The sequence below is a fragment of the Geodermatophilus sp. SYSU D00525 genome, assembly GCF_054050475.1.
This window is the reverse complement of record NZ_JBJGZK010000001.1, coordinates 316,965-331,580: the sequence shown is the minus strand read 5'-3', so window position 1 is coordinate 331,580 and position 14,616 is coordinate 316,965. Positions and strand designations below refer to the sequence as shown.

The window sequence follows — 14,616 nt, the reverse complement described above, 5'->3', positions numbered from 1 at the left end:
GGCCTCTCCGTGTGTACACCGCGGGACGCCCGGGGCAGGGAGGGGACCGATGAGCACCGACGCCGACCGGCTGCCCCAGTTCGTGCTGGCCGGGGCGCCGAAGGCGGGGACGACGGCGCTGCACGCCGCGCTGGCCACCCACCCGGGGCTCTACCTGTCGCCGGTCAAGGAGCCGAAGTACTACCTGACCGACGGCGGCCCGCCCGCGCGCAGCGGCCAGCGCGGCCCGGGCGACGCGCACAGCGCCCGCGAGTGGGTCTGGCGCCGGGGGGACTACCTGCGGCTGTTCGACGGCGCCCCGCCCGGCACGGTGCGCGGGGAGAGCACGCCGTTCTACCTGTACGACCGGGCCGCGCACCGCCGGCTGGCCGCCGACGTCCCGGGGATCCGCGTCGTCGCGATCGTGCGGGACCCGGTGGACCGCGCCTGGTCGAACTGGGTGCACCTGCGCGCCGACGGGCTGGAGCCCGAGGCCGACTTCGCCACCGCCGTCGAGCGCGAGGAGTCCCGCGTCGCCGCCGGCTGGGCGCCGTTCTGGCACTACCGCCGGCTCGGCCGCTACGGCGAGCAGCTGCGCGACCTGTACTCCGTCCTGCCGCGCGAGCAGGTGCTCCTGCTGCGGTACCGGCAGCTGGTCGACTCCCCGCGCGAGATGCTGGACCGGGTCAGCGCCTTCCTCGGCGTCGAGCCGGGTGTGGCGCACACGGTGGCCCCGGAGAACGTGAAGCCGTTCGTCGCCGACACCGCCCGCTACCGGGCGCTGTCGCGGGTCGCGCGGGCCGGTGCGGCGCTCGGGGCGTACGCCCCGCCGCAGGTGTGGCGGCTGGTGTCCCGGCCGCTGCTCGCCGCGCTGCACGCGCAGAGGGCACCGCGGCCGCCGATGCCGGTGGAGGTGCGGCGCGAGGTCCTGGCGCCGCTGCTGCCCGACGTCGCGCTGCTCGAGGAGCTCACCGGCGAGTCCTTCGACGACTGGCGCCGCGACACCGGCCGCGGCGACTTCCGCTCCCGCCGTCCCTGAGTCAGCCGAGCACGCGGTAGGTCACGTGCGTGCACACCGGCGAGACCTCCACGGCGGCCTGCTCCAGCCGGTGCCGGCCGGCGCCGGCGAACAGCGGGGTGCCCGCGCCGAGCACCTCGGGCGCCACGTGCAGGCGGAGCTCGTCGAGCAGCCCGTCGCGGAGGCAGGAGCCGACCAGCGCGCCGCCGCCCATGACGAAGACGTCGCGGTCGCCGGCGGCCTCCCTCGCCTGCTCCACGGCCGCCTGCGGGCCCGCGGTCACGAAGGTGAAGTCGTGGGTGGCCGCGAGCCGGTACTCCCGGGGCGGGGTGCCGGTGACGACGAAGAACGGCGGCCGGGCGTCGACGGCGGCGCCGTAGCCCATCCCGTCGGTCCACCCCCGGTCGACCTCGTCGAAGGTGCGCCGGCCCATGACGACGGCGCCGCTCGCGGCCGCGTGCAGCTCCAGGACGCCGCGGTCGACGGGGTGGTCGCTGCTCAGCGCCCAGGCGTGGAGGGCCTCGACGCCGTCGCCGGAGCCGCTGACGAAGCCGTCGAGGGAGACGGTGATGTCGCCGATGACGAGGGTCATGCAGGGGTGACCGGTGTGCCCCGCGGGAGTCATCGCGGAGGTGCCCGGCGACCGCCGCGCAAGGGGTCGGCGAGGACTGTGGACAGGCGTCTGAGCTGGAGTCGGCTCGCGCCGGGGGGTCCATCGGCCAGGCTTCGATCATGTGTTCGGAGGAGCTGGGCAGCGGTGACGTCCTCGACGACGTCGCCGCGCTGGTCGCCGAGCGCAACCGGGTCGACGCCCGGCTGGCCCGCGCGGTGCGGTCCGCGGAGAACCAGCAGGCGCCCGAGCGCGACGGGCAGGAGTCGATGGCCTCCTGGCTGCGCGGGCACTGCCGGCTGTCGCCGGCAGAGGCGTCGCGGCTGGTGCGCAACGGCCGCGCCCTGGAGCACCTGCCCGCGCTGGCGGAGGCCCACGAGGCGGGGCTGGTGTCGGCCGAGCAGGTCGCCGTGGCCGCCCGTGCCGTGACCCCCGAGCGGCTGGCCTCGGCTCTCGAGCAGGGCGTGGACCTGGCGGTGATCGACGCGGTCCTCACCGGCGTGGCGGTCGAGCGCGAGTACGCTGACCTGGTCCAGGTGGTGCAGCACTACTGCGACGACCTCGACCCCGACGGTCCCGAGCCGGACCCCACCGAGGGGCGCTCGTTGACCCTGGCCAGGCACGCCGACGGCTCGCTGACCATCCGCGGCCACCTGGACGCCGTGGGTGGGGAGAGGCTGCAGACCGCCCTCGAGGCGCACGTGCAGGCCGACCGCCTCGCCGGCGACGAGCGCACCCGCGCGCAGCGGCTGGGGGGACGCGCTGGTGCAACTGTGCGACAACGTGCTGGCGGCCGGGAGCCTGCCGCTGCTGCGCGGGCACGAGCCGCACGTGGTGGCGCGGATCGACAACCGGACGGCCGATGGCGCACCTGCCGTCCGGACGGCACCGAGATCACCATCCGCTGGCCCCTGCTCGCCCCTGCGGCCTGATGCTGGACGCAGGAGTGCAACCGTGGTTGCATCAGTGCTGTGACGGGGACCGGCGAGTGGGTGCTGCTGTCCTACCGCCTCCCGCGAGAGCCCTCGGGTCCGCGGACGACGCTGTGGCGGCGGCTGCGCCGGCTCGGTGTCGCGCAGCTGGCCGACGGGGTGGTGGCCCTGCCGGCCGACGCCCGCACCCGGGAGGCGCTCGAGTGGCTCGCCGACGACGTCCTGGCCGCCGGCGGCAGCGGCGGCATCTGGACCGCCCACCCGGCGACCGCCGCACAGGAGCGTGAGCTCGCGGCCGGCATGGCGGCGGCCCGGGCGGAGGAGTACCGCCAGCTGGCCGCCCAGTGCACCGCGGCGCTCGCGGAACCGCCGGCCGAGCGCACCCGGGCGCTGCGGCGGCTGCGGGGGGAGTGGCGGGCCGTCGGGCGGCGGGACTTCTTCCCCCCGCCCGAGCGGGACGCCGCCGGCGCCGCGCTGCGGACCCTGGCGACCGCGGCCGGCGAGCCGGTGGCGGCCGGGCGGGGGATCCGGTCGTGAGGTGGGCGACCCGCGCCGGGATCCACGTCGACCGCGCCGCCTGCGCCTGGCTGATCCGCCGGTTCGTCGACCCGGGCGCCGAGTTCGTCTTCGTCGCCGACCCCGCCGACGTCCCGGCCGACGCCACGCCGTTCGACATGCGCGGCGTCGCGCTGGGCCACGTCGGCGGCGACTGCTCGTTCGAGACGATCCTGCGGGTCCACGGCCTCGACGACCCCGTGCTCGAGCGGATCGGCGAGATCGTGCACGAGGCCGACCTGGACGACGGCCGCTTCGACGCCCCCGAGGCACCGGGTCTCGACGTCCTGCTGCGCGGGCTGTCGATGACCGGCGACGACGAGCGGACCCTCGCCGTCTCCGGCCCGCTGTTCGACGGCCTCTACGAGTACACCCGACGCCGCCTGCTGCTCGGCCGTGAACCGGCCTGACCCGACGGAGCCCGCGATGACCGAGCCGACCCCCGCCGGGCCGACGGCGGCCCCCGCCACGGCGTACCCGTCCTTCCGCGAGGCGGTGCGCGCCTGGTTCCTCGTGTCGCTGCAGACCTTCGGCGGTCCGGCCGGCCAGATCGCGGTCATGCAGCGGGAACTGGTCGACGAGCGCCGCTGGATCGGCCAGCGCCGGTTCCTGCACGCCCTCAACTACTGCACCCTGCTGCCCGGCCCCGAGGCCCAGCAGCTGGCCACCTACGTCGGGTGGCTGCTGCACGGCACCCGCGGCGGCCTGGTCGCGGGCGGCCTGTTCGTGCTGCCCGGCGTGCTCGCGCTGCTGGCGCTGTCGGCGGTCTACGTCGCCTTCGGCGACACCACCGCGATCACCGCCCTGTTCACCGGCCTGGCGGCGGCGGTGCTGGCGATCGTCGTCCAGGCCGTCGTCCGCGTGGGGAAGAAGGCGCTCGACAGCCGCGCCCTGGTCGTCCTGGCGGTCGCGGCGTTCCTCGCGCTCGCCCTGTTCGGCGTGCCGTTCCCCGCGGTGGTCGCGCTCGCCGGGGTCGCCGGCTGGGCCCTGGGCCGGTGGCGGCCGTCGGCGCTGCCGCAGGAGAAGGCGGCCGAGGGGCCCGACGCCGGACCGCCGCCGGTCGTCTCGGACGACGTCCTGCACCACGAGGCCCCCAGCGCGCGGCGCACCGTGCGGGTGCTCGTCACCGGGCTGCTCGTCTGGGGGCTGCCCGTCGCGGCGGTCGCCGTGCTGACCGGCGGGGGCAGCGTCCTCACCCAGCAGGGCCTGTTCTTCTCCGGCGCCGCGGTGGTCACCTTCGGCGGCGCCTACGCGGTGCTGGCCTACGTCGCCCAGCAGGCGGTCGAGGTCTACGGCTGGCTGACCCCGCGCGAGATGGTGCGCGGGCTGGCGCTGGCCGAGACCACACCCGGGCCGCTGATCATGGTGGTCCAGTTCGTCGCGTTCCTCGGCGCGTACCGGGCGTCCGGGGACCTGGACCCGTGGGTGGCGGCCGTCGTCGCCTCGCTGCTGGTCACCTGGGTGACCTTCGTCCCCAGCTTCCTGTTCGTGCTGCTCGGCGCCCCCTACATGGAGCGGCTGCGCGGCAACCGGTCGCTGTCGGCCGCGCTCACCGGCATCACCGCCGCCGTCGTCGGGGTCATCGCGAACCTGGGCGTCTACTTCGCCGTCCACACGCTGTTCTCCGGCACCCACGAGGTCGACGCCGGGCCGCTGGCGCTCGAAGTGCCGGACCCGGGCACGCTGCGGTGGGTCCCGCTGGCGATCGCCGCGGTGGCGGCGGTGCTGCTCTTCCGCGTCCGGTGGTCGGTGCTGCGCACCCTCGGGGTCTGCGCGGTGCTGGGCCTGGTCGCCGGGCTGGCCGGGCTCCCGGTCGGGTGAGCGTGAGCGGGGCGGGGACGGGTAGGGGCTCTGCCCGGGACGGCGTGCAGCCCCGCGCGCCGACGAGGGAGGGACCGACATGGCCATCGCCACCACCAACCCGGCCACCGGCGAGACGCTCAAGACCTACGAGCCGCTGTCGGACGAGGCCCTCGACGAGAAGATCGGCCGCGCCGCGGCCGCCTTCCGCAGCTACCGGCTGACCGCCCCCGAGGAGCGGGCGGGCTGGCTGCGCGCGGCCGCCGACGTCCTCGACGGCGACGCCGACCAGGTCGCCGAGCTCATGGTCACCGAGATGGGCAAGACGCTGGCCGCGGCGAAGGCGGAGGTCGCCAAGTGCGCCAAGGCGCTGCGGTACTACGCCGAGCACGGCCCGGCGATGCTCGAGCCGGAGCCCGCCGACGCCGGCGCCGTCGGGGCGGAGCAGGCGTACCTGGTGCACCAGCCGATCGGCGTCGTGCTGGCGATCATGCCGTGGAACTTCCCGCTCTGGCAGGCGATGCGCTTCGCCGCCCCGGCGCTCATGGCCGGCAACGTCGGGCTGCTCAAGCACGCCAGCAACGTGCCGCAGACCGCGCTGTACATGGAGGAGCTGTTCCGCAAGGCCGGCTTCCCCGCCGACGTCTTCCAGACCCTGCTGATCGGCTCCTCGTCCATCGAGCAGGTCCTGCGCGACGACCGCGTCGCCGCCGCCACCCTCACCGGCAGCGCCCCCGCCGGGCAGTCGGTGGCCGCGATCGCCGGGGACGTGCTCAAGAAGACGGTGCTCGAGCTCGGCGGCAGCGACCCGTTCATCGTCATGCCCTCGGCCGACCTCGACCGCGCCGCCGAGGTCGCGGTCACCGCCCGCTGCCAGAACAACGGGCAGAGCTGCATCGCGGCCAAGCGGTTCTTCGTGCACGCCGACGTCGCCGAGGAGTTCACCCGGCTGTTCGGCGAGAAGATGGGCGCGCTCGTCGTCGGCGACCCGATGGAGGACGGCACCCAGGTCGGCCCGCTGGCCACCGAGTCCGGCCGCGAGGACGTCGAGCGGTACGTGCAGGACGCCGTCGACAAGGGCGCGACCGTCGTCGTCGGCGGCAAGCGCCCCGACCGCCCCGGCTGGTTCTACGAGCCGACGCTGCTCACCGGCATCACGCCGGAGATGGACCTCTACGCCGAGGAGGTCTTCGGCCCGGTGGCCGCGCTGTGGACCGTCGACGGCCTCGAGGAGGCCATCGAGATCGCCAACAGCCACCCCTACGGCCTCGGCGCCAACCTGTGGAGCGAGGACGAGCAGGAGCGGGCCACCTTCATCCGCGACGTCGAGAGCGGGATGGCGTTCGTCAACGGGATGGTCACCAGCTACCCCGAGCTGCCCTTCGGCGGGGTCAAGCAGAGCGGCTACGGCCGCGAGCTCACCGAGCTCGGCATGTACGAGTTCACCAACGCCAAGACGGTGTGGATCGGGCCCCCCAGCAGCGAGCAGGCGCAGGGGGACACGGCCAGCGCGTCGGAGTGACCCCGGCGTGGCGCGGGTAGCCGACCCGGACGTCCGCCTCACCTCAGCAGCGGGGACCCCGGCGGACGTCCAGAGGGTGCGCGGCACCCGGACGGGAGCACCCGTGACGACGACGGACAACCGGTACCTCACCCAGGCGGTGCACGACCTCGGCACCGCCCTGTGGTTCGGCGGCTCGGTGATGGGCATCGCCGGCGTGAACAAGTCCGGCAGCGACCTGACCGCCGGCATCGACAAGGTCCGGGTGGCGAGTTCCGCCTGGGGCCGGTTCGCGCCCGCGCAGTGGGGCGGGATCGCGGCCACCCTCGTGACGGGGTTGCAGCTGACCCGGTCGAACACCCAGCGGCTGGCGCTCCAGCAGGGCTACGGGACGGTGGGTGCGCTCAAGGCCGCGCTCACCGTCGCGGGCGCCGGCGCCACCGCGTACGCCGCCTACACCGGCCGGAGGATCGGGCAACTGGCCGAGCAGGCCGCCTCCGAGGGCGGGCTCGAGGTGAAGGACGCGACGCTGCCCTCGGCCGGGACCCCGCCCGAGATCCGGAAGTGGCAGGCCCGGCAGCGGTTCACCCAGGCCGCCGTCCCGGCCCTGGCGGGCGCGGTGATCACCTGCAACGCCTGGCTGGTGCAGTCCTACCGGGTGGGCTCCACGGTCCGGGGCGTCCTGGGGCGGCTGCTCCCGTCCTGAGGCCGCGCCCGGCCCCGGCTCAGGCCGGGGCCGGGCCGGCGGGGACCGCCGTCAGGCGCACCCAGCCCCCGTCGCCGGCCTCGACCCGCACGGCGGTCGCCACCGAGGCGGCGAGGGCGAGCCGGGCGGCGTCCCCGGGCAGCCGACCGGCCGGCCGCACCTCCAGGCCGGGCCCGCCCTCGAGCAGCCGCACCGGCCGCGGACCGGGGGCCGCCGCGTCGGCGACCAGCACCTCCGACAGGAGCAGCAGCACCTCGTCGACGACGTCCGGCGGCCACCCGCGCGCCGCGGCGGCCGCGCGCACCCACGCCCGCGCCTGCTCGGGCCGGCGCGGGTCCACCGCCCCCTCGTACACCCCGCTGTCGGTCATCGGTCCACCACCCCCGGTGACCAACGAGACCCGCCGCGGCGGGGTGCGCGACACGCCGACGAGCGGTCAGGCGGTGTCGGGGTCGAGCGCGCACACCACGATGCGGCTGCCGGTCCCGTCCGGCCGCACACCCAGCGACACCGCGGGGGAGACCTTCCCCGCCAGCCACAGCATGAGCAGCCGGTGGTCCGGGGGCACCGCGTGCGCCTCCAGCGGCGGGCAGCCGGAGCGGACGCCCACCTCCGCGGTCAGCGTGCCGCCGTGCCGGGTGATGCGGACCCGGACACCGCCCCGCCCGCCACCCCGGACGCCGTCGAGGACGGCCGCGGTGCCGACCGCCTCGTGCAGCGCGAGCACGAGCTCCTCGCGGCGCGTGCGCGCCAGACCGGCGGCGGCCAGGCACGCGTCCCACCAGCGGCGGTTGGCCGTGCCCGCGGACGGGTCGACCAGGCGGTCGGCGAGGAGGACGCCGTCGCCCGGCGGCGGGCCGGCCGGCGGCCGCAGGTCCGGGTTGGGGACGTCGGCGCCGTCCCACCACAGCACCGGGTGCGTGGCGCGGGCGACCGCGAGCCGCTCGGCCGGCCCCCCGGCGGTGTCGACCAGGCAGGTGACCGCGAGCCCGTGTGCGGCGACCGCCGCGGTCGTGGCGTGCTCGGCGCGCCGCCACAGCCCGGCGTCGGGCAGGAGGGGGAACGCCTCCTGGCACAGCACGGACACCGGGCCGTCCCCGCCGGGCGGCCGCCGCGCGGCCCAGTCGTCGAGCAGCGACCCCAGCGACCGCTCGGCCAGGCCGCGGTGCGACGCGAACGCGACTCCGGCGGCGGGCAGCCGCGCCACCACCTCCCGCCGGAGCTCGTCGTCGACGTGGGCGACCACGGGCCGCCCGGCCGCCAGCGCGCGGCGGCACAGGTCCGCGGCGATCACGCCGGCCTCCGCCCGTCCCGCGTGGAACGCGCACCGGTGCACCGGTGCGGCGTCCGGTCCCGTCACCGGCCGGCGCCCTCGGAGGTCGCGTCCACCAGCTCCACCGCGCGATCGGGGTAGCGGTCGGCCAGCAGGCGGACCAGCCGGGCGGTCAGCCGCGAGGCGCCGACGACGGTCAGCCCGGGCGGGCCGGCGGCCGCCGCGACGAGGGAGTCGGCCGCGCCCACGTCGAGGAAGCGCAGGTCGCTGAGGTCCCACGCGCCGCCCCCGGCCAGCGTCGCCTGCAGCACCGCGCGCAGCGCGTCGGCGTTGGCCGAGTCCAGCTCGCCCGCGAGGTGCAGCCGGTCGCCGCGCCGGGTCAGCCGGAAGACGCCGTCGTCGTACTCCGCGGTGGCGTCGACCTGTGCGCGGTGCAGCGCGGTGAGGTCGGCGTGCTGGCCGGGCTCGAGCAGGTCGCGGAAGTAGGGGCACAGCACGGTGAGCGGGTGCCGGGCGGTCAGCTCGCCGACGACGGCCTCGAACGCGTTGACGCCGGGGGTGGTGATCGCGCCGGTGAACCGGACGGCGAGCCACCCCTCGGACAGCGCCCCGGTGACCGCCGCGGGCAGCTCGGCCGGGTCCGGCGGCACCAGCCGGACCGCCGTCGTGGCGGTCGGCTCCCAGCTCTCGCCGACGACGCCCGCGCGGCGCAGCCGGGCCCACAGCCGCTCCTCGCGGCCGCCGAGGGCGGTGACCAGGACGCACTCGCCACGGCGCACCCCGTCCGCGACGAAGTCGCCGACGACCTGCGCGTGCGCCTCCTCGCTGTCGAGGACGACGAAGTCGTGCGCGCCGCCGGTCACCGCAGGCCGTCCGCGGACACGACGGCCGGGGCCTCCCCGGTCTCGGTGACCAGCACGGCGACGTCGCGCACCGTGCGGCCGGTGTCCCGCGAGGTGCGGACGAGGATGCCGAAGGCGGCGTCGACGGTGATCCGGTAACGCTCCATGAGCACGCCCTTGGCCTGGCCGATGACGTCCCGGCTGTCCAGCGCGACGGTCAGGTGCGCGGTCCGCCGCACGGTGCGCAGCGCCAGCGCGGCGTGCCCGGCCACCGGGGTGAGCGTCGCGCGGTCGGGCCCCGGCCCGGGGCCGGCCACGTACACCGAGAGCGCCCCGACGACCTCGCTGCCGGTGTCCAGCGGCAGGCAGGTGGCGCGCTGCACGCCGGCGGCGGCGGCCCGCTCGGCGAGCGCGGGCCAGCGCAGGTCCCGGCCGAGGTCGGCGCTGCCCGCCGGCGTCCCGGCGAGCGCGGCGCACAGCGGGCCCTCGGACAGGCGGAGCTGGGCGGCGTCGAGCCCGGCGGCCGGGCCGGCGTCGTCGCGGGCGTGCCAGCCGCGGACGGCGCCGAGCAGCCAGCCCGCGAGGTCGAGACGGGCGTGCAGGGAAGTCGTCGTCGTGGTCCTCGTCGTGGTCGTGGAACTGGCCGCAGACTGCACCGCGACACCTCCAGCCGGGCGAGCCCGGAGTCGGCGTGCACCGCCGTCCGGCATCTCGACCGGCGGGCCCCGTGGATGACCATGCTGCCACCCGGTGCGGTGACACGCCGAGGGCCGACCCCGGAGGGTGAGTTTGACCACACCGGCCGCTCAAGGACCGGCCCGGCCGCGCCGATGGGAGGACGTGACCGCCACCCCGAGAACGCCGGCCGAGCGCGCGGACGTCCTGTCCTCCCTGCTCCGGCTGCCCGACGCCGTGCTGGCCGCGATCGCCTCCGACGGCGTACTCGTCCCGATGCCGGCCTCGCTCGGCGTCCCGCCGGAGCGGGTGATGACCCCGCCGGCCGACCGCGCCACGTTCCTCGACGCCGTCGTCCCCGCCGACGCGATGCTCGTCGTCACCGCCTTCGAGCGGGCGCGCACCAACGGGGTCGGCCTGGCCACCGTCCACGGCCGGCGCGAGCCCGCGGTGGCGCTGGCGCTCACCTTCGTCGACCTCCGCGAGCAGCACGGCGTCCTGCTCGGCGCCCTCGACGTGCTCGACGCGGCCGCCGGCGACCGCGGCCCCGCGCCGCTGGCGGGGCTCGAGGTGTCGCGGCGGCCGCGCACGGCGTCGGTCCGCAAGACGTCGCTGGCGGTGATCACCGAGATCGACGAGCGCACCACCCGGATGCTCGGCTGGACGCCGGCGCAGATGGTCGGCCAGCGCTCCTCGGAGTTCGTCCACCCCGACGACCAGGAGCGGGCGATCGCCAACTGGCTGGAGCTGCTCTCCCGCCAGGAGGCCCAGCGGGTGCGGCTGCGGCACCGGCGCGCCGACGGCACGTGGGCGTGGCTGGAGCTGGAGAACCAGTACGTGCCGGCCGACGACCCCGCCGACGCCGTCGTCGTGACGCAGATGAGCGACGTCTCCGACGAGATGGCCGCGCACGAGGCCCTGCAGCAGCAGGAGCGGCTGCTGCGGCGGCTGACCGAGGCGCTGCCGCAGGGCATCCTGCAGCTGACCTCCGACCGGGAGGTCGTGCACACCAACTCCCGCCTGCCGGTGCTGCTGGGCGTGCCCGCGGTGACCGGCTGGGACGACGTCGCGGCCCGGGCGGACGAGGCCGGGCGGGCGGCGCTGGAGACCGCGCTCGCGCAGGTGCTCGGCGACGGCGTGGACGCGGCGGTGGAGGTCGGCATCCGCACCCCGGCCGGCGAGGCCCGGGTGTGCGCGGTGAGCCTGGTGGCGCTCAGCGACCGCGAGGGCGCCCCCGGCGCGCTGGTGTGCGTCTCCGACGTCACCGACAGCGCCCGCATGCGCGAGGAGCTCACCGCCAAGGCGACCTTCGACGCCCTCACCGGCTGCCACAACCGCGCCTCCACCATCGCCGTCCTGGAGGCCGCGCTGGCCGGGCCGGACGCCGGGACGACGGCGGTGGTCTTCGTCGACCTCGACGACTTCAAGCCGGTCAACGACACCCTGGGCCACGACGCCGGCGACGAGCTGCTGGTGACCACCGCCGCGCGGCTGGCCGGCGTGCTGCGCCGGGACGACATCGTCGGGCGCATCGGCGGGGACGAGTTCCTCGTCGTCAGCCGCGGGGTCGACGGCCCGGTCGCGGCCGCCTCGCTCGGCGCGCGGATCCGGGCGGCGCTGTCGGAGCCGGCCGAGATCACCGCGGGCACCGTGCCGCTGCGGGCCAGCCTGGGCGTGGCCTGCGGGGAGCCCGGGCTCGGCGCCGCGGCGCTGACCAAGCGCGCCGACCAGGCGATGTACGTCTCCAAGCAGGACCGCCGCGGCGAGCCGGTGCTGTGGCGCGAGGAGCCGGTCCTCGCCCCGGCCTGAGGGCCGGCGGCCGTAGCGTCGGGGGCGTGACCTCCGTCCGCGACGCCGGCCCGGACGACGCCGCCGCCTGCCGGGACGTCTACGCCCCCTACGTCACCGGCACCGCGGTGTCGTTCGAGACCGAGCCGCCGACGGCGATGGAGATGGCCCGCCGCATCGCCGACGCCCAGGAGCGGCACGCGTGGCTGGTGCTCGAGGCGGACGGCGCGGTGCGCGGCTATGCGTACGGCGGGCCCTTCATGGCCCGCGAGGCCTACCGCTGGTCGTGCACGGTGAGCGTCTACCTCGAGCCCGGCCGGCGGCGCACCGGCGGGGGCCGGCTGCTGTACACGGCGCTGCTCGACCGGCTCGCCGCACGCGGGTACCGGGTCGCGCTGGCCGGGATCGCGCTGCCCAACGAGGCGAGCCTCGGCCTGCACCGGGCGCTGGGCTTCGAGCCCGTCGGCACCTACCGGCGGGTCGGCTGGAAGGACGGCGCCTGGCACGACGTCACCTGGCTGCAGCGCGACCTCGGTCCCGGCCCGTCGGGCAGCCCCGCCGAGCCGCGCTGAGCGCTCAGCCCCGGTCCACGGACAGGAAGGACGGGAGGTCGGCGGGCACGTCCCCGGTGCGGGCGAAGTGCGCCCACACCCGGCGGAGCTCCCGGCCGGCCGCGACGACCTCGACCCACGGGATGCCGGCCAGCAGCGGTGAGGCCTCCCAGGTGTGCCGGTGCGGGAACAGCAGCGGGAGGTCGATCGCGTGCGCCCCGGTCAGCGCGCCGGTGCCGTACGCGAGCGTGTAGTGCACCGCCCGGCCGCCGGCCGCGCGGTGCCGGCGGGCGGCCCGGGCGGCGTCGCGGGCGTAGATGCGGCGGGTGAGCACCCGCACGACCGCCTCCACCAGCGGCCGGCCGACGACGGGGACACGGGCCAGCCGCGCGGCGGGCGGCAGCAGCGCCGCGAACAGCGCCACCTCGCGGCTGTTCGTGCCGACCAGCAGGTCCACCTCCGGCGCCGCCTGCGCCCAGGCGTCCTCGAGCGCCTCCTCGGCCGGCAGCGGCGGGAGGCCGTACTGGGTGCCGAACGGCATCGCGGCGACCAGCCCGTACCGCCGGGCGCGCGCGGCCACCCGCGCCTGCGCGTCGACGACCTCCTCGACGGGCGCGGCGGGATCCAGAGACCGGGCCTCGGCGGCCATCGCGGCGCTCATCCGCGCCCGGCCGCGGGACAGCCCCAGCGGGGCGCTGGACACGACCGCGCGGCGGAACAGGCCGCGGGCGCCGTCGGCCGTCACGAGGTGGGCGATCGCGTCGCCGCCGGCGGACTCGCCGAACAGCGTCACCGCGTCCGGGTCGCCGCCGAAGGCCGCGACATTGGCCCGCACCCAGCGCAGCGCCTCGACGAGGTCGAGCAGGCCGAGGTTCGCCGGCCGCCCGTCCCCGTCGCCGAGGAAGCCGAGCAGCCCGAGCCGGTAGGTGACGCTGACGACGACCACCCGCTGCTCGCGCACGAGCGCGGCCGGGTCGTAGGCGGGGGCGTCGCCGGCGCCGCTGACGTAGGAGCCGCCGTGCACCCACACCATCACCGGCAGCCGGTCGGCCGGGGAGACGTCCTCCGGGACGGTGACCGACAGCCGCAGGCAGTCCTCGTCGGCGACGAGCTCGCCCATCGGGTCGGTGACCATCAGCTCGAGCTCCGGCGCCGGCGGCTGCGGGCACGCGGGCGACCACGACGTCGCGTCGACGACGCCGGTCGCGGGCGGCTCGGGCACTGGCGGGCGGAACCGCTCCGCCCGGGCGTACCGGATGCCGGTGGCCCGCACGACGCCGTCGGACCGCCTTGCCGTGAACGTCCCCGCGGGCGCCGCGAAGTGCGGCGTGGTGGCCTGCTGCGTCACGCGGTGCCGACCGCGGCGCCGAGGGCGTCGAAGGCGGCCTGCTGGAAGGCCCGCATGGTCGCGACCGTCGTCTGCAGCTCCAGCTCGGCCGCGTGGTACATCCCCGGCTCGACGTGCAGCCGCACCGGCACGCCGGCCGCCTGCAGGCGCCGGGCGTAGGCGACGTCCTCGTCGTGGAACAGGTCCAGGCCGCCGACACCGATCCACGCCGGCGGCAGGCCGGAGAGGTCCAGCCGGCGGGCCGGCGCCGCGTGGGGACGGGGCTCGTCGGCCCGCGGCCGGTGCCCCAGGTAGGCGGTCCACGCCCAGCGGTTGGACCGCGGCGTCCAGACCAGCTTCCCGCGGCCGGCGGTGCTCCGGCGCAGCACCGTGCGGTCGTCGAGCATCGGGTAGACCAGCAGCTGGAAGGCGACCGGCACGCCCTCGTCGTGCGCCCGCTGCGCCAGCGCCGCGGCCAGCCCGCCGCCCGCGCTGGCCCCGCCGACGGCGACGCGGGCCGGGTCCACGCCGAGATCCGCGGCCCGCCGGTGCAGCTCGCACAGCGCGGCCAGGAGGTCGTCGAGCGCCGCGGGGAACGGGTGCTCGGGCGCCAGCCGGTAGCGGGCGCTGACCACGACGACGCCGAGGTCGCGGGCCATCCGGCTGCACAGGTCGTGGTCGCCCTCGGGCTGCCCGATCACCGTGCCACCGCCGTGGACCCACAGCAGCGCGCCGCCGGTGCGCCGCACCGGCTCGTACACGAACACGTCCTGCCCGCCGGGGACGTCGTGCCGCGTCACGGTCACCCCGGCCACCGGCTCGGTGACCCGGGACCCGAACAGCCGGCGTCCGATCCGCAGCTCGGCCCGCGAGCCGATCGACAGCGGCAGCCACAGGTCCGGACGGCGCAGCTCGGGCGGCACGGCAGCGACGGTGCGGGCGCGGCGGGCGAGCGCGACGGCGAGGCCGAGCGCGGCGAGGCGCGTCAGGCGGCGGGAGCGGGCGGTCACCGGGCGGACGCTAGCGGTCGGCCCCCGCGCGGCCGCGGGGGCTACGGTG

The 14,616-nt window shown here is 77.1% G+C and carries 16 protein-coding genes; 9 read left to right on the top strand and 7 right to left on the bottom strand.

Annotated features, from left to right (window positions below; translation table 11 throughout):
• Positions 1-49: 49 nt before the first annotated feature.
• Positions 50-1,018 (top strand): sulfotransferase family protein, encoded by a 969-nt coding sequence (locus ACI796_RS01570; RefSeq protein ID WP_456939499.1) that lies wholly within the window; start codon positions 50-52, stop codon positions 1,016-1,018.
• A 1-nt stretch (position 1,019) separates the two neighbouring features.
• Here ACI796_RS01570 and ACI796_RS01565 read toward each other — a convergent pair whose 3' ends face one another.
• Positions 1,020-1,589: a dihydrofolate reductase family protein gene (locus ACI796_RS01565; protein ID WP_456939498.1), complete on the bottom strand. Its 570-nt coding sequence runs from the start codon at positions 1,587-1,589 to the stop codon at positions 1,020-1,022.
• Between the two features lie 140 nt (positions 1,590-1,729).
• Here ACI796_RS01565 and ACI796_RS01560 point away from each other — a divergent pair, with 140 nt between their 5' ends.
• The 6 genes from ACI796_RS01560 (at position 1,730) to ACI796_RS01535 (ending at position 7,101) form a co-directional block, all read left to right on the top strand.
• A complete protein-coding gene (locus ACI796_RS01560; protein ID WP_456939497.1) occupies positions 1,730-2,539 on the top strand; it encodes a DUF222 domain-containing protein in 810 nt (269 codons plus the stop codon).
• A 39-nt stretch (positions 2,540-2,578) separates the two neighbouring features.
• Positions 2,579-3,076, top strand: a complete 498-nt coding sequence (locus ACI796_RS01555) for a Chromate resistance protein ChrB (RefSeq protein WP_456939496.1) — start codon at positions 2,579-2,581, stop codon at positions 3,074-3,076.
• Positions 3,073-3,504 carry a chromate resistance protein ChrB domain-containing protein gene (locus ACI796_RS01550; protein ID WP_456939495.1) on the top strand — a complete coding sequence of 144 codons (432 nt, stop codon included), beginning with the start codon at positions 3,073-3,075 and terminating at the stop codon, positions 3,502-3,504. The genes ACI796_RS01555 and ACI796_RS01550 overlap by 4 nt, the downstream gene beginning before the upstream one ends.
• A 16-nt stretch (positions 3,505-3,520) precedes the next feature.
• Positions 3,521-4,915, top strand: coding sequence for a chromate efflux transporter (chrA, locus tag ACI796_RS01545; RefSeq protein ID WP_456939494.1), 1,395 nt, complete (start codon positions 3,521-3,523; stop codon positions 4,913-4,915).
• A gap of 79 nt (positions 4,916-4,994) precedes the next feature.
• Entirely contained in the window at positions 4,995-6,416 is a 1,422-nt protein-coding gene (locus tag ACI796_RS01540) for an NADP-dependent succinic semialdehyde dehydrogenase (protein ID WP_456939493.1), read from the top strand.
• A gap of 103 nt (positions 6,417-6,519) precedes the next feature.
• Positions 6,520-7,101: a hypothetical protein gene (locus ACI796_RS01535; RefSeq protein WP_456939492.1), complete on the top strand. Its 582-nt coding sequence runs from the start codon at positions 6,520-6,522 to the stop codon at positions 7,099-7,101.
• A 19-nt stretch (positions 7,102-7,120) separates the two neighbouring features.
• Here ACI796_RS01535 and ACI796_RS01530 read toward each other — a convergent pair whose 3' ends face one another.
• From ACI796_RS01530 to ACI796_RS01515, 4 genes are all read right to left on the bottom strand, one after another.
• Positions 7,121-7,471 (bottom strand): hypothetical protein, encoded by a 351-nt coding sequence (locus tag ACI796_RS01530; RefSeq protein ID WP_456939491.1) that lies wholly within the window; start codon positions 7,469-7,471, stop codon positions 7,121-7,123.
• A gap of 66 nt (positions 7,472-7,537) precedes the next feature.
• Positions 7,538-8,395: a hypothetical protein gene (locus ACI796_RS01525; RefSeq protein WP_456939490.1), complete on the bottom strand. Its 858-nt coding sequence runs from the start codon at positions 8,393-8,395 to the stop codon at positions 7,538-7,540.
• 62 nt (positions 8,396-8,457) lie between these two features.
• Positions 8,458-9,237, bottom strand: a complete 780-nt coding sequence (locus ACI796_RS01520) for an MEDS domain-containing protein (protein WP_456939489.1) — start codon at positions 9,235-9,237, stop codon at positions 8,458-8,460.
• Positions 9,234-9,872, bottom strand: a complete 639-nt coding sequence (locus ACI796_RS01515) for an ANTAR domain-containing protein (RefSeq protein ID WP_456939488.1) — start codon at positions 9,870-9,872, stop codon at positions 9,234-9,236. The genes ACI796_RS01520 and ACI796_RS01515 overlap by 4 nt, the downstream gene beginning before the upstream one ends.
• 184 nt (positions 9,873-10,056) lie before the next feature.
• On the opposite strand from ACI796_RS01515, the gene ACI796_RS01510 reads away from it, so the two are divergent.
• Both ACI796_RS01510 and ACI796_RS01505 read left to right on the top strand, forming a co-directional pair.
• Positions 10,057-11,700 carry a diguanylate cyclase gene (locus tag ACI796_RS01510; RefSeq protein WP_456939487.1) on the top strand — a complete coding sequence of 548 codons (1,644 nt, stop codon included), beginning with the start codon at positions 10,057-10,059 and terminating at the stop codon, positions 11,698-11,700.
• Between the two features lie 26 nt (positions 11,701-11,726).
• A complete protein-coding gene (locus ACI796_RS01505) occupies positions 11,727-12,251 on the top strand; it encodes an N-acetyltransferase family protein (protein WP_456939486.1) in 525 nt (174 codons plus the stop codon).
• A 4-nt stretch (positions 12,252-12,255) separates the two neighbouring features.
• Here the strand turns inward: ACI796_RS01505 and ACI796_RS01500 are convergent, their stop codons facing one another.
• Positions 12,256-13,578: a carboxylesterase family protein gene (locus ACI796_RS01500; protein ID WP_456939485.1), complete on the bottom strand. Its 1,323-nt coding sequence runs from the start codon at positions 13,576-13,578 to the stop codon at positions 12,256-12,258.
• Complete coding sequence (locus tag ACI796_RS01495) at positions 13,575-14,567, bottom strand: alpha/beta hydrolase (protein ID WP_456939484.1); 993 nt, start codon at positions 14,565-14,567, stop codon at positions 13,575-13,577. Before ACI796_RS01495 ends, ACI796_RS01500 begins: the two co-directional genes overlap by 4 nt.
• Positions 14,568-14,616 lie beyond the last annotated feature (49 nt).